Source organism: Marivita sp., assembly GCF_020055635.1.
In the GTDB taxonomy this organism is placed as follows: domain Bacteria; phylum Pseudomonadota; class Alphaproteobacteria; order Rhodobacterales; family Rhodobacteraceae; genus Marivita.
The window spans coordinates 17,639-36,459 of the sequence record NZ_JAIPUT010000045.1; the positions used below are offsets into that span (position 1 = coordinate 17,639).

The 18,821-nt window shown below is 61.4% G+C and carries 25 protein-coding genes; 14 read left to right on the forward strand and 11 right to left on the reverse strand.

What is annotated here, in order from left to right; all coding sequences use genetic code 11:
- Positions 1 to 5: 5 nt before the first annotated feature.
- The 9 genes from rpmD to rplQ all read left to right on the forward strand — a co-directional run bounded on the left by rpmD (position 6) and on the right by rplQ (position 6,746).
- Positions 6 to 194 carry a 50S ribosomal protein L30 gene (rpmD, locus tag LCF60_RS17715; RefSeq protein WP_292293590.1) on the forward strand — a complete coding sequence of 63 codons (189 nt, stop codon included), beginning with the start codon at positions 6 to 8 and terminating at the stop codon, positions 192 to 194.
- 189 nt (positions 195 to 383) lie between these two features.
- Positions 384 to 1,154, forward strand: a complete 771-nt coding sequence (locus tag LCF60_RS17720; RefSeq protein ID WP_292293591.1) for an MBL fold metallo-hydrolase — start codon at positions 384 to 386, stop codon at positions 1,152 to 1,154.
- Positions 1,155 to 1,417: 263 nt separating this feature from the next.
- Entirely contained in the window at positions 1,418 to 1,891 is a 474-nt protein-coding gene (rplO, locus tag LCF60_RS17725; RefSeq protein WP_292293593.1) for a 50S ribosomal protein L15, read from the forward strand.
- Positions 1,892 to 1,995: 104 nt separating this feature from the next.
- The gene (secY, locus tag LCF60_RS17730) at positions 1,996 to 3,360 is read left to right on the forward strand and encodes a preprotein translocase subunit SecY (protein ID WP_292293594.1); all 1,365 of its coding nucleotides are present in this window, start codon (positions 1,996 to 1,998) and stop codon (positions 3,358 to 3,360) included.
- Complete coding sequence (locus LCF60_RS17735) at positions 3,357 to 3,998, forward strand: adenylate kinase (RefSeq protein WP_292293595.1); 642 nt, start codon at positions 3,357 to 3,359, stop codon at positions 3,996 to 3,998. Before secY ends, LCF60_RS17735 begins: the two co-directional genes overlap by 4 nt.
- A 289-nt stretch (positions 3,999 to 4,287) precedes the next feature.
- Entirely contained in the window at positions 4,288 to 4,656 is a 369-nt protein-coding gene (gene rpsM, locus LCF60_RS17740) for a 30S ribosomal protein S13 (protein WP_292293597.1), read from the forward strand.
- 15 nt (positions 4,657 to 4,671) lie between these two features.
- A complete protein-coding gene (gene rpsK / locus LCF60_RS17745) occupies positions 4,672 to 5,064 on the forward strand; it encodes a 30S ribosomal protein S11 (protein ID WP_072780049.1) in 393 nt (130 codons plus the stop codon).
- Between the two features lie 115 nt (positions 5,065 to 5,179).
- Positions 5,180 to 6,196 (forward strand): DNA-directed RNA polymerase subunit alpha, encoded by a 1,017-nt coding sequence (locus LCF60_RS17750; RefSeq protein ID WP_292293598.1) that lies wholly within the window; start codon positions 5,180 to 5,182, stop codon positions 6,194 to 6,196.
- A 130-nt stretch (positions 6,197 to 6,326) separates the two neighbouring features.
- A complete protein-coding gene (gene rplQ / locus LCF60_RS17755) occupies positions 6,327 to 6,746 on the forward strand; it encodes a 50S ribosomal protein L17 (RefSeq protein ID WP_292293600.1) in 420 nt (139 codons plus the stop codon).
- Between the two features lie 626 nt (positions 6,747 to 7,372).
- Here rplQ and LCF60_RS17760 read toward each other — a convergent pair.
- From LCF60_RS17760 to LCF60_RS17785, 6 genes are all read right to left on the reverse strand, one after another.
- Positions 7,373 to 7,597 carry a hypothetical protein gene (locus LCF60_RS17760; RefSeq protein ID WP_292293602.1) on the reverse strand — a complete coding sequence of 75 codons (225 nt, stop codon included), beginning with the start codon at positions 7,595 to 7,597 and terminating at the stop codon, positions 7,373 to 7,375.
- Positions 7,590 to 9,548: a DNA topoisomerase IV subunit B gene (parE, locus tag LCF60_RS17765; RefSeq protein ID WP_292293603.1), complete on the reverse strand. Its 1,959-nt coding sequence runs from the start codon at positions 9,546 to 9,548 to the stop codon at positions 7,590 to 7,592. Before parE ends, LCF60_RS17760 begins: the two co-directional genes overlap by 8 nt.
- A 63-nt stretch (positions 9,549 to 9,611) precedes the next feature.
- Positions 9,612 to 9,989, reverse strand: coding sequence for a type II toxin-antitoxin system death-on-curing family toxin (locus tag LCF60_RS17770; protein WP_292293605.1), 378 nt, complete (start codon positions 9,987 to 9,989; stop codon positions 9,612 to 9,614).
- On the reverse strand, positions 9,986 to 10,234 hold the full coding sequence (locus LCF60_RS17775) for a hypothetical protein (RefSeq protein ID WP_292293606.1): 249 nt from the start codon (positions 10,232 to 10,234) through the stop codon (positions 9,986 to 9,988). Before LCF60_RS17775 ends, LCF60_RS17770 begins: the two co-directional genes overlap by 4 nt.
- 74 nt (positions 10,235 to 10,308) lie before the next feature.
- The gene (locus LCF60_RS17780) at positions 10,309 to 10,728 is read right to left on the reverse strand and encodes a hypothetical protein (protein WP_292293608.1); all 420 of its coding nucleotides are present in this window, start codon (positions 10,726 to 10,728) and stop codon (positions 10,309 to 10,311) included.
- Between the two features lie 126 nt (positions 10,729 to 10,854).
- A complete protein-coding gene (locus LCF60_RS17785) occupies positions 10,855 to 12,057 on the reverse strand; it encodes a pyridoxal phosphate-dependent aminotransferase (RefSeq protein ID WP_292293609.1) in 1,203 nt (400 codons plus the stop codon).
- An 85-nt stretch (positions 12,058 to 12,142) separates the two neighbouring features.
- On the opposite strand from LCF60_RS17785, the gene LCF60_RS17790 reads away from it, so the two are divergent.
- The 3 genes from LCF60_RS17790 (at position 12,143) to LCF60_RS17800 (ending at position 13,373) form a co-directional block, all read left to right on the forward strand.
- Positions 12,143 to 12,538, forward strand: a complete 396-nt coding sequence (locus tag LCF60_RS17790; protein ID WP_292293610.1) for a helix-turn-helix domain-containing protein — start codon at positions 12,143 to 12,145, stop codon at positions 12,536 to 12,538.
- Positions 12,535 to 12,795, forward strand: a complete 261-nt coding sequence (locus tag LCF60_RS17795) for a succinate dehydrogenase assembly factor 2 (protein WP_292293613.1) — start codon at positions 12,535 to 12,537, stop codon at positions 12,793 to 12,795. The genes LCF60_RS17790 and LCF60_RS17795 overlap by 4 nt, the downstream gene beginning before the upstream one ends.
- 80 nt (positions 12,796 to 12,875) lie before the next feature.
- Positions 12,876 to 13,373 carry a winged helix DNA-binding protein gene (locus LCF60_RS17800; protein WP_292293615.1) on the forward strand — a complete coding sequence of 166 codons (498 nt, stop codon included), beginning with the start codon at positions 12,876 to 12,878 and terminating at the stop codon, positions 13,371 to 13,373.
- 3 nt (positions 13,374 to 13,376) lie between these two features.
- On the opposite strand, the gene LCF60_RS17805 is transcribed toward LCF60_RS17800, so the two are convergent.
- The 4 genes from LCF60_RS17805 to LCF60_RS17820 all read right to left on the reverse strand — a co-directional run bounded on the left by LCF60_RS17805 (position 13,377) and on the right by LCF60_RS17820 (position 17,072).
- Positions 13,377 to 14,093 (reverse strand): DUF1194 domain-containing protein, encoded by a 717-nt coding sequence (locus LCF60_RS17805; RefSeq protein ID WP_292293616.1) that lies wholly within the window; start codon positions 14,091 to 14,093, stop codon positions 13,377 to 13,379.
- A gap of 4 nt (positions 14,094 to 14,097) precedes the next feature.
- Complete coding sequence (locus LCF60_RS17810) at positions 14,098 to 14,526, reverse strand: VOC family protein (RefSeq protein ID WP_292293618.1); 429 nt, start codon at positions 14,524 to 14,526, stop codon at positions 14,098 to 14,100.
- A 69-nt stretch (positions 14,527 to 14,595) separates the two neighbouring features.
- A complete protein-coding gene (locus LCF60_RS17815; RefSeq protein ID WP_292293620.1) occupies positions 14,596 to 15,921 on the reverse strand; it encodes a hypothetical protein in 1,326 nt (441 codons plus the stop codon).
- Positions 15,922 to 15,956: 35 nt separating this feature from the next.
- Entirely contained in the window at positions 15,957 to 17,072 is a 1,116-nt protein-coding gene (locus LCF60_RS17820) for a hypothetical protein (RefSeq protein ID WP_292293621.1), read from the reverse strand.
- A gap of 19 nt (positions 17,073 to 17,091) precedes the next feature.
- Between LCF60_RS17820 and LCF60_RS17825 the strand changes: the two genes are divergently transcribed.
- Positions 17,092 to 17,235 carry a hypothetical protein gene (locus LCF60_RS17825; protein ID WP_292293623.1) on the forward strand — a complete coding sequence of 48 codons (144 nt, stop codon included), beginning with the start codon at positions 17,092 to 17,094 and terminating at the stop codon, positions 17,233 to 17,235.
- A 79-nt stretch (positions 17,236 to 17,314) separates the two neighbouring features.
- Positions 17,315 to 18,226, forward strand: coding sequence for an FAD-dependent thymidylate synthase (thyX, locus tag LCF60_RS17830; RefSeq protein ID WP_292293625.1), 912 nt, complete (start codon positions 17,315 to 17,317; stop codon positions 18,224 to 18,226).
- 44 nt (positions 18,227 to 18,270) lie between these two features.
- Here thyX and LCF60_RS17835 read toward each other — a convergent pair whose 3' ends face one another.
- A complete protein-coding gene (locus LCF60_RS17835; RefSeq protein ID WP_292293627.1) occupies positions 18,271 to 18,480 on the reverse strand; it encodes a cold-shock protein in 210 nt (69 codons plus the stop codon).
- Positions 18,481 to 18,821: the final 341 nt, after the last annotated feature.

Consider the following 18,821-nt stretch of genomic DNA (forward strand, 5'->3'; position numbering starts at 1 on the left):
TCCACATGGCAAAGACAATCGTAGTCAAGCAGGTCGGTTCCCCGATCCGCCGCCCCGCCATCCAGCGTCAGACGCTGATCGGCCTGGGCCTGAACAAGATGCACAAGACCCGCGAACTCGAGGACACACCCGCCATCCGTGGCATGGTCCGCAAGGTCTCGCACATGGTCGAGATCATCGAAGAGCGCGACTGAGAAATCAGTTCCGGGTCGGCCCGATACGGCTGGTCGAGATAAACACGCAATCAATAAGCCTCCCGGACGACCGGGGGGTTTTTTGCGTTCTTGCGGCATGTCCTGTGCGTCAGCGCACGGGGTCCGGCTTGCGCCACTGGGGGTTCACGCTAGGTCATCAAACATGTCAATCAAGAAGGAGGCCTTTCGATGACCCAGACACGCCGCAGTTTTCTGACCTCTGTCGCCGCCGCAGGTACGATCACGGTCCTGCCATTCAAGGGCCGGGCCGCCGGGCACGCCTCCAACATGTTCGAATCGGATGCCGGGACATTTACCGTCCATCCCGTCAGCCATGCTTCGGTGGTCATCGAAACACCGGCGGGTGTGATGTATATCGACCCGGTTGGCGAGGTGAGCCAGTACAGCGATCTGCCCGCTGCCGACATGATCCTGATCACGCATGAACATGGCGACCACTACAACGCCGACACGCTGGACGCGCTCAAGGGCGAGGACACGGTGATGCTGACCAACCCGGCGGTGTTCGACATGCTGCCCGAAGGCATGAAGACCAACACCACGTCTTTGGCCAATGGCGAGTCGACCGAGGTCGCCGGTGTCGAGATTTCCGCTATCCCGGCCTACAACACGACCGAGGGTCGGACAGATTTCCACCCGGAGGGCCGCGACAACGGCTACGTGCTCGATTTCGACGGTTTCCGCATCTATGTCTCGGGCGACACCGAGGACATCCCGGAAATGCGGGCGCTTGAAGACATCGATCTGGCATTTGTCTGCATGAACCTGCCCTTCACGATGAGCGCCGATGCCGCCGCCTCGGCGGTGTCGGAATTCGCCCCGACCTATGTCTATCCCTATCACTACCGGGGCCGCGACAACGGCACCCAGGACCCGGCGGAATTCGCCGAGATGGTCGAGGGGGATGTCGAGGTCAAGATGGGCGAGTGGTACAGCTGACACGCGGACCGGCCTTGCGGGGGGCAGACCTGCCCACCCGCACGGCCTCGTGATGCCGCCCGGCCGGCGGGGGGCAAAAGGTTACGGCGGGGATCCGCAGGGCGTGGTGTCCACACCGCGCGGACGCAGACCAACCCCCCTTGATCCAGGCCGTGCAACCTTCTATACGCGCCCGGTGGACCCGAGAGGTCCCGATTCACAATCAAGAAAAGCCGCGTTCGTCCCACATCGCTTCGGGGACGGTTCCGGCAAGGAGAAGCGATATGAAACTGCATGAACTGCGCGACAATCCCGGCGCAACCAAGAGCAAAAAGCGCGTTGGCCGTGGTCCGGGCTCCGGCTATGGCAAGATGGGCGGCCGGGGTATCAAAGGTCAGAAATCCCGTTCGGGTGTGGCGATCAAGGGCTACGAGGGTGGCCAGATGCCGCTCTACCAGCGTCTTCCCAAGCGTGGCTTCAACAAGCCGAACCGCAAGTCGTTCGCCGTGGTCAACCTTGGCCTGATCCAGAAATTCGTCGACGCCGGCAAGCTCGATGCCAATGGCACGATCGACGAGGACGCGCTGGTCACGTCCGGTCTGGTGCGCCGCAAGCTGGACGGTATCCGCGTACTCGCCAAGGGCGATGTCACCGCGAAACTGCAACTGGCAGTCACCGGCGCTTCGAAATCCGCGGTCGAGGCGGTGGAGAAAGCTGGTGGGTCCGTGACGGTCACAACCGCGCAGGCTGCCGAATAAGAGGTTGTGAGCGGCCCTCGCGCCGCTTACATAGCCTCCAGAGCTTTCCAAACGCCGCCTGAGCCGGACCGCTCATGGCGGCGTTCATCATAAAAGAGACCCGCATGGTATCAGCAGCAGAACAAATGGCCGCGAACACAAGCTGGTCTGCGCTCGGCAAGGCGACCGATCTGCGCAACCGCATCCTGTTCACGCTTGGCCTTCTGATCGTCTACCGCATCGGCACCTTCATCCCGGTTCCCGGGATCGACGGCTTGGCCCTGCGGGACTTCATGGAGCAGGCCCAGCAGGGCATCGGGGGCATTCTGACGATGTTCACCGGTGGCGCCCTCGGGCGGATGGGGATCTTCGCCCTCGGCATCATGCCGTATATTTCGGCCTCCATCATCGTTCAGCTGCTGGCCTCCATGGTGCCGGCGCTGGAACAGCTCAAGAAAGAGGGGGATGCGGGGCGCAAGAAGATCGCGCAATATACCCGCTATGGCACCGTGCTTCTGGCCACGTTCCAGGCCTACGGTCTGGCTGTCAGCCTTGAAGCGGGCGATCTTGTCACCGATCCCGGCTGGTTCTTCCGTGCGTCCTGCGTGATCACCCTCGTGGGTGGCACCATGTTCCTGATGTGGCTGGGCGAACAGATCACCGCGCGCGGCGTCGGAAACGGCATCTCGCTGATCATCTTCGTCGGCATCATCGCCGAAGTTCCCGCCGCCCTGGCGCAGTTCTTTGCCTCGGGCCGCTCCGGTGCCATCAGCCCGGCCGTGATCGTGGGGGTGATCCTCATGGTCATTGCGGTGATCATGTTCGTGGTCTTCATGGAGCGGGCGCTCCGAAAGATCACCATCCAGTATCCGCGTCGCCAGGTCGGCATGAAGATGGCCGAAGCACAGAACAGCCACCTGCCGGTCAAGGTCAACCCGTCGGGCGTGATCCCTGCGATCTTCGCCAGCTCGCTTCTGCTGTTGCCGACGACGATCAGCACCTTCAGCGGTCAGAGCTCTGGCCCGGTCATGTCGACGATCCTGGCCTATTTCGGCCCCGGCCAGCCGCTCTACCTGCTGTTCTTCGGCGCGATGATCGTGTTCTTCGCGTATTTCTACACCTTCAACGTCTCGTTCAAGGTCGAGGATGTCGCCGACAACCTGAAGAACCAGAACGGCTTTGTTCCCGGCATCCGTCCGGGCAAGAAGACGGCGGAGTACCTGGAATACGTGGTCAACCGCGTGCTGGTTCTCGGTTCGGCCTACCTGACGGCGGTCTGTCTGCTTCCGGAAATCCTGCGCGGCCAGTTCGCCATCCCGTTCTATTTTGGCGGCACGTCTGTCCTGATTGTCGTGTCGGTCACGATGGACACGATCCAGCAAGTGCAAAGCCACCTGCTCGCGCATCAGTACGAAGGTCTTATTCAAAAGTCGCAGCTGCGCGGCAAGGGTAAGTCCAAAGGCAAGAGACGGAGTCCAGCGCGCCGATGAACATCATACTTTTGGGCCCGCCGGGTGCGGGCAAAGGCACCCAGGCGCGGTTTCTCTGTGAAGAGCGCGACATGATCCAGCTTTCGACCGGCGACATGCTGCGGGACGCAAAGGAAAGCGGAACCGAGATGGGCAATCGCGTGGCCGAGGTGATGGCCCGCGGCGAGCTTGTGACCGATGACATCGTGATCGGTCTGATCCGCGAAAAGCTCGAAGGCGACAAGAAGGGGGGCTTCATCTTTGACGGCTTCCCCCGGACGCTGGCGCAGGCCGACGCGCTGGCGGATCTTCTTGCCGAAGAAGGCGAGACCCTGGATGCGGTGATCGAAATGCGGGTCGATGACGAAGCGCTGGTTGCGCGGATCACGGCCCGGTCGACCTGCGCCACGTGCGGCGAGGTGCATAACGACAACACCAAGCCGATTCCCGAGGACGGGAAATGCGCGCATTGTGGTGGTACCGAATTCAAGCGCCGCGCCGACGACAACGAGGACAGCCTCAAGCAGCGCCTGATGGAATACTACAAGAAGACCTCGCCACTGATCGGCTATTACTATGCCAAGGACCAGCTGTCCGTCGTGAATGGCCTGGGCGAGATCAAGGATGTGAAGGCCGAGATCGACAAGGTTCTGGGTTAGGGCAGGGGGGCGAAACCCCTTGCGACCCCGGTTTCGGAACCACGTCGCACCCGCCCCGGACCGAATTCCGACCCGGGTTCGAAAACAGCCTTGACCCGCCCTTGACGTCCCAGTCAAACACTCCTATTTACCGCCATCTCGTTAAGAGAATCGTCATCGCAGCAGGGGTCGCACCCGTGTTGCGGATCACCTGATCAGCACAGGCCCGAGGGTTGAAGAAACCGCCGGGCCTCATGTTGTGAAAAAAGGGTCTGGAGCTACGGACCCGCAACGAAAAGGAAGACCTTACGTGGCACGTATTGCTGGCGTGAACATTCCCACAGGGAAGCGCGTTCCGATCGCCCTCACTTACATCACCGGTATTGGCCATGCCTCCGCAAAGCAGATTTGCGAGGCGACCAACATCGACCAGACCCGCCGTGTCAACGAACTGAGCGATGCCGAAGTGCTCGCCATTCGTGAGCATATCGACGCCAACTTCACCGTTGAAGGTGACCTGCGGCGCGAAGTGCAAATGAACGTCAAGCGTCTGATGGACCTCGGCTGCTACCGCGGCCTGCGCCATCGTCGCAACCTCCCGGTGCGCGGTCAGCGGACCCACACCAACGCTCGTACCCGCAAAGGCCCCGCAAAGGCCATTGCCGGTAAGAAGAAATAAGGGAGGTCCGAACCAATGGCACGTGATACCCGTCGCGGAGGCAAGAAGAAGGTCTCCAAGAACATCGCAGCTGGCGTCGCACATGTGAACTCCAGCTTCAACAACACCAAGATCCTGATCTCCGACGTGCAGGGCAACGCCATTTCGTGGTCGTCTGCCGGCACCATGGGCTTCAAGGGCTCGCGCAAATCCACACCCTACGCTGCCCAGCTGGCAGCCGAGGATGCGGGCCGCAAGGCGCAGGAACACGGTGTCAAGACGCTCGAAGTCGAAGTTCAGGGGCCCGGTTCGGGTCGTGAATCGGCTCTGCGCGCGCTTGCGGCTGTCGGTTTCAACATCACCTCGATCCGTGATGTGACTCCGATCGCGCATAACGGCTGCCGTCCGCCAAAGCGTCGTCGCGTCTGAGACGTCTCGATTACCAGACATGGCTCTGCTTTCGGGCGGAGCCATGTTTTCGTCATTTTAACCTCGGGCGTTTCTGCCTTTCGGACATGGGGCAGGAACAAGAATGGAGGGACGCATGATCCACAAGAACTGGGCAGAACTGATCAAGCCGACGCAGCTCGACGTCAAGCCGGGCGCCGATCCGTCGCGCGTGGCGACCGTCGTCGCCGAACCGCTCGAGCGGGGCTTTGGTCTGACCCTTGGCAACGCGCTGCGCCGCGTGCTGCTGTCGTCGCTGCAAGGCGCGGCCATCACCTCCGTTCAGATCGACAACGTGCTGCACGAGTTCTCGAGCGTGGCCGGTGTGCGTGAAGACGTGACAGATATCGTTCTGAACCTCAAGGGCGTCAGCCTGCGTATGGAGGTCGAAGGCCCCAAGCGCGTGTCGATCAACGCCAAGGGACCGGGCGTCGTCACCGCCGGCGACATCTCGGAAACCAATGGCATCGAAGTGCTGAACCGCGACCACGTGATCTGCCACCTCGACGAGGGTGCGGACCTCTACATGGAACTGACGGTCAACACCGGCAAGGGCTATGTCTCGGCCGACAAGAACAAGCCGGAAGACGCACCCATCGGCCTGATGCCGATCGACGCGATCTATTCGCCGGTCAAGAAGGTCTCCTATGACGTGCAGCCGACCCGCGAGGGCCAGGTGCTCGACTACGACAAGCTGACCATGAAGGTCGAAACCGACGGCTCCGTCACACCCGAAGACGCCGTGGCCTTCGCCGCGCGCATCCTTCAGGACCAGTTGTCGGTCTTCGTCAATTTCGACGAACCGGAATCGGCGCGCCCGCAGGACGACGACGACGGTCTCGAGTTCAACCCGCTTCTGCTCAAGAAGGTGGACGAACTGGAACTGTCCGTGCGCTCGGCGAACTGCCTGAAGAACGACAACATCGTCTATATCGGCGACCTGATCCAGAAGACCGAAGCCGAGATGCTCCGCACCCCGAACTTCGGCCGCAAGTCGCTGAACGAGATCAAGGAAGTGCTATCGGGCATGGGCCTGCACCTTGGCATGGATGTCGAGGACTGGCCGCCGGACAACATCGAAGACCTGGCGAAAAAGCTGGAAGACAACTTTTAAGACCCCGTAGGGTGCGTGATCTTCACGCACCTTGCACCCCCGGGCATCCGCCCCAAGGAGAGCCGCTGACACGCATCGGTGGCCGGACAAAGCAAAAACGCCCGTAGAGGGCACGATTTGGAGAAGATACATGCGTCACGCACGAGGCTACCGCCGCCTGAACCGCACACACGAGCACCGCAAGGCGCTCTTTGCCAACATGGCCGGCTCGCTCATCGAACATGAGCAGATCAAGACAACCCTGCCCAAGGCGAAGGAACTTCGCCCGATCGTCGAAAAGCTGATCACACTCGCCAAGCGCGGCGATCTGCACGCGCGCCGTCAGGCCCGCGCCTCGCTCAAGCAGGACATGCACGTCGCCAAGCTGTTCGACGTGCTCGGCCCGCGCTTTGCCGACCGCAAGGGCGGCTATATCCGGGTCCTGAAGGCCGGCTTCCGCTATGGCGACATGGCACCGATGGCGATCATCGAATTCGTCGACCGCGACGTCGATGCCAAGGGTGCCGCCGACAAGGCGCGCGTGGAAGCCTTGGAAATGGCCGACGACTAATAAGATCCACGCCCTTGAGGCGCGATCACGACCCCGCCCGAGTGGCGGGGTCTTTTCGTTTGCAGGGCAACGCCCGCTCCGTTTCCGAGCGCTTAACCCTTCCCGCCGATACACATCGCCATCGGATCCGAGACCCGTTCCGTCTTTCGGCGGAACACCCCAGGCGACGACCCTCTCTCTGCGGACGCTCCATGTGCGTTCAGACCACGAGAGACGCGTCTCAAGAGGCCCTCCTGGGTAAAGGTTCCGAGCCTTCCCAGGCTCTGCACGGGGAAGAGGATGTCCACCCGTCTCAGGTGACGTCACCTCTTTTCTGCAAGACCCGGCGGGATCACCCCACCGACAATCCAATCGCCGTAGGGTGCGTGATTTCACGCACCACGTCGGCGTGCGCGGTGCGTGCAGAGCACACACCCTACGACCATCGCACCGGGCGCGGAATCAAGGCGAAGCCGCCGCGCTATCGCCAGAGCGCCCCACGGGCTGGCGATTGGTATGCGTATGCGCAACGCTCATATTTTGTTCGGACTTGGCAACCATAAAGCGCGCCGTTCAACCCGAGGACGCCATCCCGCGATCCGGCGATGCCGCTTCTGTAGGGTGCGCGTGCACGCGCTCCTCATTATTTATTTGTCTCGCTTAGCCTGTTTAACTTCGTACCAGACGAATAAAACTGCAAGGATAAGTGCTACTGCCATTCCTTGATAAGTGAATAGGGTCTGCTGGGAGAAAAATAGCGCTCCCAAGATCACAGCCAAAAAGATCGCATACCTTGAAAACCGCGACATCATGCGAACTGCCAAACCGGATTGAAAAAGCTCAAGTGTTTCAAGTCGGACAAACTCAAACATCCAACTCCTCAACAAACCGCGCGTTTTCCTGGATGTACTGGAACCGCAGTTCCGGCTTCTTGCCCATCAGTCGTTCCACCAGATCGCCGGTTTCGCCCGGTTCGTCCTCGTCGATCGTCACGCGGATCAATTTCCGGGACGCCGGGTCCATTGTGGTTTCCTTCAGATCCTTTGCATCCATCTCGCCCAGACCCTTGAAGCGCTGGACGTCGATCTTGCCTTTGCCGCCCAGGCCCTTCTCCATCATCAGGTCCTTTTCGGCATCGTCCGCCACGTAAAGCCGCTTGGCCCCTTGGGTCAGGCGGTAGAGCGGCGGGCAGGCGAGGTACAGATGCCCCGCGTCGATCATCGGGCGCATCTGGGTGAAGAAGAATGTCATCAAAAGCGACGCAATATGGGCGCCGTCCACGTCGGCATCCGTCATGATGATAATCTTGTCGTAACGAAGATCGTCCACGTTGAACTTGGTCCCGAGACCCACACCCAGGGCCTGTGTCAGATCGCTGATCTCGGCATTGGTCCCCAATTTGGAGGAGGCAGCGCCCAGAACGTTCAGGATCTTCCCCCGCAGCGGCAACAGGGCTTGCGTCTTGCGGTCCCGCGCCATCTTGGCCGAACCACCGGCCGAGTCGCCTTCGACGATGAACAGCTCTGTCCCGTCGCGCACGGAAGACGCGCAATCCACCAGCTTGCCCGGCAGGCGCAGTTTCTTCGTCGCCGTCTTGCGCTGGGTCTCCTTCTCCTGCCGCCGCCGCAGACGTTCCTCGGCGCGCAGCACCAGGAAATCGAGGATCGCACCGGCGGATTTCGTATCCGCCGCCAGCCAGTTGTCGAAATGGTCGCGCACGGCGCCTTCGACCAGCCTCTGCGCCTCGGTCGTGGCCAGCCGGTCCTTGGTCTGGCCCACGAATTCCGGTTCGCGAATGAAGCAGGACACCAATGCGCAGCCGCCGGTGATCAGGTCGTCGCGGGTGATCTGCGCGGCCTTCTTGTTGTTGATCAACTCGCCGTAGGCGCGGATCCCCTTGAGGATCGCCGCCCAGAACCCGGCCTCGTGAGTGCCGCCTTCGGGGGTCGGCACGGTGTTGCAGTAGGACTGGATGAACCCGTCGCGCGCCGGCGTCCAGTTGATCGCCCATTCGACCTTGCCCGGCGCGTTGAACTTTTCGCGGAAGGCGACCGTGCCGGAAAACGGCTTGTCCGCATAGGTCGACGCGCCACCCAGCGTTTCGGTCAGGTAATCGCTCAGGCCGCCGGGAAAGTGGAACGTGGCCTCGGTCGGCGTTTCGCCGTCGTCGATCGCCGATTTCCAGCGAATCTCGACCCCGGAAAACAGGTAGGCCTTTGACCGCACCATCTTGAGCAATCGCGCCGGTTTGAACCGGTGCGAGCCGAAGATCTCTTCGTCGGCATGAAAGGTCACCGTGGTGCCGCGCCGGTTCGGGGCCTGCCCGACCTTGGCCACCGGGCCCAGCGGCACACCGCGCGAAAAGCGCTGTTCATAGACTTCCTTGTTGCGCGCGACCTGGACCACCATCGAATCCGACAGCGCGTTGACCACCGATGCGCCGACACCGTGCAGACCACCCGAAGTCTCGTAAGCCTTGCCGGAAAACTTGCCGCCCGCATGCAGCGTGCACAGGATCACCTCGAGCGCCGACTTGCCCGGAAACTTGGGATGCGGATCGATCGGGATGCCGCGCCCGTTGTCGCGGATGGTGACGGCATGATCGGCGTGCAACTCGACCTCGATCCGGTTGGCATGGCCGGCCACCGCCTCGTCCATCGAGTTGTCGAGAACCTCGGCCACGAGGTGGTGCAACGCCCGTTCATCGGTGCCGCCGATATACATGCCGGGGCGCTTGCGGACGGGCTCCAGCCCTTCGAGCACCTCGATCGAGGAGGCATCATAGTCGGTCGGTTCGTGTCCGGAGAGGAGGTCTTCGGCCATGGCTGCTGCTCTGTGTTTGTTGCTTTGTGACAGTATGTCAGAGCGTGGCGGAGGGGGGAAGCGTTAGCGTGCCTTGACCCGCAGCCAGTCTGCCAGGTCTTCCTCGTGAAGGATGCCCTGCGCCAGCGCGATGATCTTGTTGCCTGTTTCTTCGGTGTCCCAGGTGATCTCGATGCCGTGCAGATCAAGGCAGACGTCCATGGCCTGATGTGCCGTGCGCTTGTTCCCATCGTTGAAGCAATGCCCGCGCGAAATGGCCGTTACATAGGCCGCGGCAAGGTCGAACACGTCATTGATCATGCCGTAGACAAGCCTGTTGTCGACACGGCCCAAGGCTCCCTCGAGCGACTTGTCCTTGGCAAGGCCCGGGATTTCCCCGGGGTTCAAAACGGCGTCATGGATTGCGATGACCGTGTCGGCCGACAGAAGGAAGTAGTTCATTTATCTTTGAGATAATCCAGAACAGGCTGGTTCACGGCGCGACGCTTTTCGAGGGAAGCCATCACCTCATCCATCGACGCATGCCGCGGCTCTTCCTGAAGCGATGCTTCTTCGGGGACGAGGTAGCCCACGCATTTGGAATTCTTCATGATGGCCACGGGTTTGCCGCCGGACCGGGCCAGCACCTTTTGCGGCTCGCGAAGTTCGGTGATCGTGCAAATGTGGTTGGTGTGCAGACGTGCCATGAGATGACCTCCTGAATGTGTATTTGAATATACATTCAGATAGGCGTCTTTTCAACGGGCTTGAGCGCGGAACCCTAGGGGGTTTCCTTGGGCTCCGTCTTCATCAGGCGGTCGGCTTTGCGCCGCACCAGCACATTGCGCAGGTCGTGCATCGCCAGAAGAAGTGGGTCCGTTACCAGGTCCAGCTGTTCATCGGTCGCGCGCGATTGTGCCCATTGGGTCGTCAGGTTGAGGTGATCCACCGCGCGCAGGATGTCGTCGATATCCCGTTCGGCAAGGACGGTCTGCCGTTCGGCCATCCAGCTGCGGATGACCTCGACATCCCTGTCGCTGAGGCTGCGGTCTCCATGCGGCTTGATCTCGCCGTTGCGGATGTTGATGACCGCGATCTGGTCCATCTCGATCCGGCGCTGACGGTTTTCCGTGTCGACGCGAAACACCAGCGCGCCGTTTTCACGCACCCTGAAATAATACTCGGGAAGGTCACCCGACATACAGACCTCTTGTTGCTGACCGGACCATGACCCGCGTCAGCCGGTTTTGCCAGTGGTCGCGCCTTGGATGCGCGGTTTGTTCAGGATGCATGGCGATGGCAGAACACTTGCGCCCGGGAACCGGTATCACGATAGCCCGGCGCAGAACGTCTGGATGCGGCGACAGGCTTCGGTCAACGCCTCGTCGGAGGTGGCATAGCTGACGCGGAAGTAGGGGCTCAGGCCGAAGGCGGCGCCGAAGACAACCGCGACCCCCTGTTCCTCGAGCAACGCGGTGGCGAAGGCTTCGTCCGTATCGATCAATGTGCCGCCCGCGCTGGTCTTGCCGATGCAGCCGGCAATCGACGGATATACGTAGAACGCGCCTTCCGGCACGGCGCAGGTGATCCCCTCAGCGGCATTCAGGCCCGCGACGACAAGATCGCGACGCTTGCGGAACGCCTCGTTGCGGTCGGCCAGAAACTCCTGCGGGCCGTTCAACGCCTCGACCGTGGCCCATTGGCTGATCGAACAGGGGTTCGTCGTGGATTGCGATTGCAGCTTGCGCATGGCGGCGATCAGGTTCTCGGGGCCCGCGGCATAGCCGATCCGCCAGCCGGTCATGGCGTAGGACTTGGACACGCCGTTCACCGTCAGGGTCCTGTCATACAGCCCCGGTTCCACTTGTGCCGGCGTGCAGAACCGGAACCCGTCATAGGCAAGGTGTTCGTACATGTCGTCGGTCATCACCCAGACATGGGGATGCCGCATCAACACATCTGTCAACGCTTTCAATTGGTTGTGACCGTAGCCTGCGCCCGTGGGATTGGACGGGGAGTTGAAGATGAACCACTTGGTGTTCGGCGTGATCGCCGCCTCGAGCGCCTCGGGCGTCAGGCGGAACCCGTTGTCGATCGTGGTCTCGATGATCACCGGCTCGCCGCCGCCCAGCCGCACCATGTCAGGGTAGCTGACCCAATAGGGGGCGGGGATGATCACCTCGTCACCGGGGTTCAGCGTCGCCATCAGCGCGTTGTAAAGCACCTGCTTGCCGCCCGTGGACACCGCAACCTGCGAGGGCGTGTAATCCAGATCGTTCTCGCGCTTGAACTTGGCGCAGATCGCCTGCTTGACCTCGGGGATGCCATCGACCGCGGTGTATTTCGTTTTTCCCGCTTCAATCGCCGCAATTGCGGCGGCCTTGATGTTGTCGGGTGTGTCAAAGTCCGGTTCACCAGCCCCAAGACCGATCACATCATGACCCGCTGCCTTCAACTCCATCGCCTTCTGGGACACGGCAACCGTCGGCGACGGGCTGACACGGGAAAGTGTGTCGGAGAGAAACGGCATGGCAGACCCCTGTTTGTGATTACATCCCGACTGTCTTAGAATGTGCCCTGACCCCGATCAAGCGAACTCCGCGAAAGGAAAGTGAATGACCGAGATGGACCAGAACTGGTATGCCCCAGAAATTGCGACATTCGGCGACCGCCTGACGGCCGCGCGCGAAGCCGCCGGCATGACGCAGGAATCCCTTTCCAAGCGCCTTGGCGTGAAGAAATCCACGCTGCGCAGCTGGGAAGAAGACCTGTCCGAACCGCGCGCCAACCGGCTGTCGATGCTGGCCGGGCTGCTGAACGTCTCGATGATGTGGCTGATCAACGGGGAAGGCGAGGGGATCGAGAACCCCGATGCCGAAACCATCCCGGCGGACCTGACCGAGATCATCCTCGAAATCCGCGAAATGCGCGCCGAGCTGCACGGCAAGGCGGAAAAGCTGGCGGTGATGGAAAAGCGTCTGCGCAATCTGATGGTGGCGCCGCAATCATGACCGAACCGCGCGAAAATCGGCTCAAGCGGCTGTCCATGCGGTCCATGCGGCGTGGCATCAAGGAGATGGACATCATCCTGTCGCGCTATGCAGAGGAACGTCTGGACAGCTTCGACGAGGCGGCGCTCGATCGCTACGACGCGCTCTTGTCCGAAAACGACCAGGATCTCTACCAGTGGGTGAGCGGGCAGAAACCGCCGCCGGACCCCCTGCGGGACATGATCCTGGACATTTCGAAAGTGGCGTTTCAGCGCTGAGCGAAAGTTCTGTGCCGGCTTAACCGATTATTCGGGTTTATCCCGGATGCTCCGTCCCACAAGATCAGGCGGAGACACGAATGAGCATTCATACATCTGTTGAGCAGGGCCGCAACAGCGGCATTCTTGATGGCTATCTCGAAGCACTGGCACTGGTGGAACGGCTTCACCGTCTGCTTCTGGATGTCATCAAGGACGAATTCGAACGTGTCGGGATCATCGAGATCAACGCCGTTCAGGCGCTCTTGCTGTTCAACATCGGCGATAACGAAGTTACGGCCGGGGAACTCAAGACGCGGGGGTACTACCAGGGCAGCAATGTCAGCTACAACCTGAAGAAGCTTGTCGAAATGGGCTACATGCATCACCAGCGCTGCGAGATCGACCGGCGCTCTGTGCGGGTACGGCTCACGGCGCGGGGGCGCGAAATCCGGGATCTGATTTCCGCCCTCTTCGCGCGTCATGCCGATGGGCTTATCGAAAAGCAGGTGATCGACCACGGCACGCTTTCGGAAATGAGCGCGACCCTGCGGCGCATGGAACGCTATTGGACCGATCAGATCAGGTACATCTACTGACGATCAGCCGGGGCGTTCCGACTTCACAGGGCGGGCACTCAGGGTCATGTCGTTCAATTCCCGAAACAGCTTGCGTGTCATAGCCTCCCGGTAGCCCTGATAGCCATCCGAGGTCTCCACGAAAGCGCCGAACCCGAACCGCACTTCGCGTTGGAAATACTCGACGACGTTCGGTGTTCCCCCCAGAACCGCCAGGCCGTTCACCGTCACGTTGCGAAAGGGATAATTCCTGTAGGCAAGCTGCGGCGAGAATCCGTCATTGTTCTTGCCGTCTCCCGAGACGTCGATGACACGGCGGTCGCACTCCGGCCCCTGTTCCAGAAGTGTCGCGCCGAAGCCAAGCGCGTATCCCAGCGCTGTCGGAAAGCGCGAATGGCTGCGCGGCGTGGATTGCAGCCTGCGGATCAGCTCATCGATATCTGCATCCTGCCCGAGGGTCAGCCACGGGCTGATGATGGCGCTCTGGCGTCGACCGCTCCATTCATAGATGGCGGCTGCAACATGTCCCTCACCGTCGAGAATGGCCTCGCGGATCGAGGCGTCGTCCAGCGCAGCAGCCAGGCCGTCTCGCTGCAGCACGTATTCCTCGGCATCCACAGAGGAGGAAACGTCCAACGCCAGAACCAGGGCCAGCCTGCAATGGTCCGGTGCCTGTGCGTGCGCCGGGGTCGTGACCCCGACACAAAGCCCGCCCAGAACGCCTGCAAACCAGCCCCGCACGGGATCACCAGTGCCCGGTGTTTTCCATGCTCGCCCAGGGTTCCTGCGGCGGCAGCGAATCGCCTTCCTGCAAGAGCTCGATCGAGATGTTGTCCGGCGAGCGCACGAATGCCATGTGTCCGTCACGCGGCGGTCGGTTGATCGTGACACCATTGTCCATCAGATGCTGGCACATGTCGTAAATGTTGTCGACGCGGTAGGCGAGATGGCCGAAATGCCGGCTGTCCGACGGCAAGCCCTCGTCGCCGTCCCAGTTATAGGTCAATTCAACAGGACATTCCTCCTGGCCTTCGGGCGCCATGAAGACAAGCGAGAAACGCCCTTTTTCATTGTCGGTGCGCCGTGTCTCCTTCAGGCCGAGCAGAGCGTAGAATTTCATAGAAGCGTCCAGGTCTTTCACCCGGACCATGGTGTGCAGATAGCGAATGGGCATGGCGTCCTCTTGTTTGACTGGCTTCAAGGCTAGGCCTATTGGCCAGGATGTCGATGGTCAATGCGCGGCTCAGAACGCCGAGCGAATACCAAGCTGGATCCCGTAATTGTCGGTCTCGTAGAGATCGATATTGGCGTCGGTGCGTTCGGCATTGAAAGTGATCGTCGGAATGAAGCCATACAGCTCCATTTCTGGAAGCGCGGCTGTGACACTGGCCTTGAGCGTGCGTTCGTCCCGCCCATCGGTGGTAAGACCGGACCGGTCATGATGCTTGTCCGACAGCGAAATTCCGAATTCGAGCCGCGCCGGACCGACGGGGTCTGCCAAGCCGTAACTCGCGGAGATGCTGCGCTGGGTATAGTCGAGGTAATCTGCGTCGCTGTCGGAGGTCGCCAAGCTGGTCGATAGCGAAAGCTGATCGCCGTTGCCAAGGGCAAGCCCGTATCCCATGCTGGCGCTCCAGACGATGGCGTCTTCGCGGGTGCCTTGTCCAAGCTGGCCCTCGCGAGAGACCGAAAGGTTGAACAGGCCCGTCTCCCCCGCGATCCTGCGATAGCTGGCACCCAGCCGGTTGTAGCGCAACAGCAGATCGCCCCCATACCATGTGCTGCCAAGCCGTGCGTCCCACCCCAGCTGCGCCTTGCCGCCGGGCAGGCTGTAGGTCTCCTGTAGCCCGACAAATACGGAACTGGTGGCGAAATCCGCGCCGTCGGCATCCGGGGCGATGTCCTTGGCCTCGTCGGACAACGCGTAGGTGCGGTGCGACAGCCCGAAGACCAGATCCGTCCGCTTGCGCTGTGTTTCGACAAGCCGGTACCGCGTGCTCACCCCTGCCGAGATCTCGACGCCGGACAGCGCGCGGGCCTCACCTTCGAGCGCGAATTCGAAGGGCAGGCCGAAGAGTTCAGACGTTTCGTTCCGGCTGCCATTGTTGATGTTCGAACTCGGAGAGACCGAAAACCGCAAGGCCGTGGCCCAGGGATTCCGACGTCGGACATAGCGATAATCCTCGGCCGCGCGCGCCTTGAGAGCGTCATTCGGCGCGATCTGCACGGCGCGGCGCAGCCATAGCTGGGCCGCCGTGCGCCTGCCGGAGGACGACAGCGCCTGGGCGACGGCCAAGGCGGATGCGTATCTGACCTCTTCCGTTTCTGACAAGGTCCAGGCACGGCGCGCATGGATCAGCGCATCGTCGTTGCGTCCAAGATCGCGGGCGGCCCGCGACCTGATCAGGTGGGCGTTCAGATCCTCGTCATCGCGATCCACCAGCGCCCCCGAAAGATCGTAAGCGAGCCTCGCCTGCCCCTGCAAAACTGCCTGCCCGGCAAGTTCGCGAAGCTGCTCGGGGCTGAGCACGGCTTGGGCGGTTGTCTGCGACGCCGCCAGGACGGCCACGCAGAGAATACCAGATAACCGAGAACAAGGCGTCATCACTGTCGGTAAACGATGAATCCGCCGGTTTCCTGGAAGGTGGTTCCATCGAACCGCGGGTCATCCCCGGTCATGACCAGAACGCCGACGATCTCGCTGGCGGTATCGCCCGACATGATGGCGTAATAGGTGCCTTCACCGGAATTGTTGGACGAGATGGAGGAATCCTCTTCTTCGAACTCCGTCACCTCGAAAATTTCACCGGCAATCTCTCCATTGGGGTCCGCGTCATCAGGCGAAATGACTGGACGGATGGTCGGCAACACCGGGTTTCCCTGGGCGTCCGTGTCCTCGATCAGCGTCGGCCCGCTATCTTCACCACCTCCACCGTCGACATTCAGCGCATCCAGATATTCCCGCGTGATGTCAACGCCTGCTGCATTGTATAGCCTACGGTCGTTGACGAATAGCGCGACACCGCGCTGGCCTTCATTGAAGTCCTTGAAGTCGACGTACATCTCGGCCTCTCCATCGACGAATTCCAACCCGTCACGGCCGTCGAAAATGCGGATTCCGGCATAATCTCCAAGGTAGCGACCATCGCCTTCGGTCGGCAAAATCAGACGCACCTGGTTGCCGTCATTGTCGAGACCGTTCCGCTGGTAGACGAACCCGCCGAAACCGTAATCGATATAGGAGCCGGAGCGTACGATCGCAAATTCCGTCTGACCGGAGTCGCTGCGGCCGTAAATAGCGCGGTAGGTGAATGTACTCAGCGTGTTGCCGGTAACCGGATCTTCGGTTGTTTCGGCACCTTCGTAGACGCCAAAGGATCCCAGTTGCGCAACGCCGGTCACAGGATCTCCACGGGTGTAGACGTTGTTGCCGTCGAAAGCGATATTATCGACGAAGAATTCGTCCTGGCCCTGATCGTTGCGGTATTCAATGTTCGTTGCATATCCGCCGCCGGTTTCTTCATCTTGCGCCTCGCGTCGCACGATCTGTGTGTTCGGCGTCGGGGTGGTTGTCCCTGGGGGCAATTCCGGCGTGCCACGGTCGCTATCGATGGGCGTTTCGTCGCCTCCACCAGAACCTGTGTCCGGATCGGTCGGTTCATCGGTCGGCGCTTGCAGCACGTCGCCGCCGCCGCTGTCGCAGGCGGTCACGAAACCCATGCACAGGATCAGAAAAAGAATGCGCGTCATTGAAGTACTGCCCCGGATTGCCCTGGTCTTTTGTCGACCCTCAGGCGCGAAAATCCGGCACACCGTTCTGAAAGTCAACGACAAGGACGGTCGGGTGGGTGAAAAACCGGTCAAGTGCGGCGCGGTTGCATGATACCATCCTTGGTGGTTCCTACGGGCGGACCCCCGAGATATAGTCGGCGGCGACTCATCCTAGTGGGAAAGGATTCGCCATGCCCCTGTCGCCGGAACAAGAAGCCGAAATCACCGAACAGCGCAACGCGCCGCAACAGACGTTGCGCGCGGTCAGCGACGGCATGGAGGCGCATCTGTATACCGCCTACCCGGTGCTGGACCACGGGTTCATCCGGGTGGTGGATTACATGGGCGACGACGCCGCGATCTGCCAGGCGGCGCGGGTGTCGTACGGCAAGGGCACGAAATCCGTACAGAACGACGAAGGGCTTATCCGCTACCTGATGCGGCACTGGCATTCGACGCCGTTCGAGATGTGCGAGATCAAGCTGCATGTGAAGCTGCCGATCTTCGTCGCGCGGCAGTGGATCCGGCACCGCACCGCCAACGTGAACGAGTATTCCGCGCGCTATTCCATCCTCGACCGCGAATTCTACGTCCCGGCGCCGGAACATCTCGCGGCGCAGTCCGAGACCAACAATCAGGGCCGCGGCGCGGTGCTGGAAGGCGCCGAGGCGGCGCGGGTTCTCGACATGCTGCGCGCCGATGCCGATCGCGCCTATGACCATTACGAGGCGATGCTGTCGCCCGAGGAGGGCCGCGGGCTGGCGCGGGAAATCGCTCGGATGAACCTGCCGGCCAACGTCTATACGCAATGGTACTGGAAGGCCGACCTGCACAATCTGATGCATTTCCTGCGGCTAAGAGCCGATCCCCATGCGCAGTACGAAATCCGCGCCTATGCCGAGGCGATGTGCGCCATCGTCGCCGATTGGGTGCCGCTGAGCTGGCAGGCGTTCAGCGATTACCGGCTTGGCGGTGCCGCGCTGTCGGCGGCCGGTCTGGATTGCGTCAGGCGCATGATCGCCGGCGAGACGGTGACGCAGGAAAGCTCGGGGATGAGCGCCGGGGAATGGCGTGAATTTCAGGCTGTGCTCGGGCAAGAGTGACCGGTTGGGAGCCCGGGCCGGCCGACCCGGGCGTCTCCGCGGGCTCAGCCCATCAGCTTCAGCTCGGACGCCGATGATCGGCCGTCGCGGCCTTCGCGCAACTCGTAAGCCACCTTCTGGTTGTCGGCGAGGCCGGTCATCCCGGCCCGCTCGACCGCCGAGATGTGGACAAATACGTCCTTGCCGCCGTCATCGGGCGCAATGAACCCGTAACCTTTCGTGGTGTTGAACCATTTCACGGTGCCAGTGGGCATATCCGTCTTCCTTCTCAAGTCAAGTCTTGTCCGCCCACGCTGCACGCGGCGGGATGGTGCCGACAGAGGATCCCCGCCGGCCTTCTTGAGAGCTCGCTTGCGTGAAATCTTGTTGTCACGCTATCGAAAATGCGGTGCTTTGCCCAAAACGCAAGAAATTTCGGGCCGGTTTGCGGGATTGTGACCGGCGGTGCACAAGGAGGCGGCAGGATGGAGCTTTACGGGATCAAGACATGCGACACTTGCCGCAAGGCGGTGAAGGCGCTGGAGGCGGCGGGCCACGCGGTACGTTTTCACGACGTGCGCGCGGCGCCGCTGGCGCCCGAGGTTCTCGCCGCGTT

Excerpts from the sequence above, each read along its gene's own strand:
- LCF60_RS17775 (WP_292293606.1), bottom strand. The coding sequence starts at position 10,234 with ATGGCACGTCTGCACACCAACCACATTTGCACGATCACCGAACTTCGC.
- secY (WP_292293594.1), top strand. The coding sequence starts at position 1,996 with ATGGTATCAGCAGCAGAACAAATGGCCGCGAACACAAGCTGGTCTGCG.
- LCF60_RS17835 (WP_292293627.1), bottom strand. The coding sequence starts at position 18,480 with ATGCCCACTGGCACCGTGAAATGGTTCAACACCACGAAAGGTTACGGG.
- LCF60_RS17780 (WP_292293608.1), bottom strand. The coding sequence starts at position 10,728 with ATGTCGGGTGACCTTCCCGAGTATTATTTCAGGGTGCGTGAAAACGGC.
- thyX (WP_292293625.1), top strand. The coding sequence starts at position 17,315 with ATGCCCCTGTCGCCGGAACAAGAAGCCGAAATCACCGAACAGCGCAAC.
- rplO (WP_292293593.1), top strand. The coding sequence starts at position 1,418 with ATGAAACTGCATGAACTGCGCGACAATCCCGGCGCAACCAAGAGCAAA.
- LCF60_RS17795 (WP_292293613.1), top strand. The coding sequence starts at position 12,535 with ATGACCGAACCGCGCGAAAATCGGCTCAAGCGGCTGTCCATGCGGTCC.
- LCF60_RS17770 (WP_292293605.1), bottom strand. The coding sequence starts at position 9,989 with ATGAACTACTTCCTTCTGTCGGCCGACACGGTCATCGCAATCCATGAC.
- LCF60_RS17825 (WP_292293623.1), top strand. The coding sequence starts at position 17,092 with ATGCGCGTCATTGAAGTACTGCCCCGGATTGCCCTGGTCTTTTGTCGA.
- LCF60_RS17785 (WP_292293609.1), bottom strand. The coding sequence starts at position 12,057 with ATGCCGTTTCTCTCCGACACACTTTCCCGTGTCAGCCCGTCGCCGACG.
- rpmD (WP_292293590.1), top strand. The coding sequence starts at position 6 with ATGGCAAAGACAATCGTAGTCAAGCAGGTCGGTTCCCCGATCCGCCGC.
- parE (WP_292293603.1), bottom strand. The coding sequence starts at position 9,548 with ATGGCCGAAGACCTCCTCTCCGGACACGAACCGACCGACTATGATGCC.
- LCF60_RS17800 (WP_292293615.1), top strand. The coding sequence starts at position 12,876 with ATGAGCATTCATACATCTGTTGAGCAGGGCCGCAACAGCGGCATTCTT.
- LCF60_RS17760 (WP_292293602.1), bottom strand. The coding sequence starts at position 7,597 with ATGTTTGAGTTTGTCCGACTTGAAACACTTGAGCTTTTTCAATCCGGT.
- LCF60_RS17735 (WP_292293595.1), top strand. The coding sequence starts at position 3,357 with ATGAACATCATACTTTTGGGCCCGCCGGGTGCGGGCAAAGGCACCCAG.
- LCF60_RS17790 (WP_292293610.1), top strand. The coding sequence starts at position 12,143 with ATGACCGAGATGGACCAGAACTGGTATGCCCCAGAAATTGCGACATTC.
- rpsK (WP_072780049.1), top strand. The coding sequence starts at position 4,672 with ATGGCACGTGATACCCGTCGCGGAGGCAAGAAGAAGGTCTCCAAGAAC.
- rplQ (WP_292293600.1), top strand. The coding sequence starts at position 6,327 with ATGCGTCACGCACGAGGCTACCGCCGCCTGAACCGCACACACGAGCAC.
- LCF60_RS17810 (WP_292293618.1), bottom strand. The coding sequence starts at position 14,526 with ATGCCCATTCGCTATCTGCACACCATGGTCCGGGTGAAAGACCTGGAC.
- LCF60_RS17820 (WP_292293621.1), bottom strand. The coding sequence starts at position 17,072 with ATGGGTTTCGTGACCGCCTGCGACAGCGGCGGCGGCGACGTGCTGCAA.
- LCF60_RS17720 (WP_292293591.1), top strand. The coding sequence starts at position 384 with ATGACCCAGACACGCCGCAGTTTTCTGACCTCTGTCGCCGCCGCAGGT.
- LCF60_RS17750 (WP_292293598.1), top strand. The coding sequence starts at position 5,180 with ATGATCCACAAGAACTGGGCAGAACTGATCAAGCCGACGCAGCTCGAC.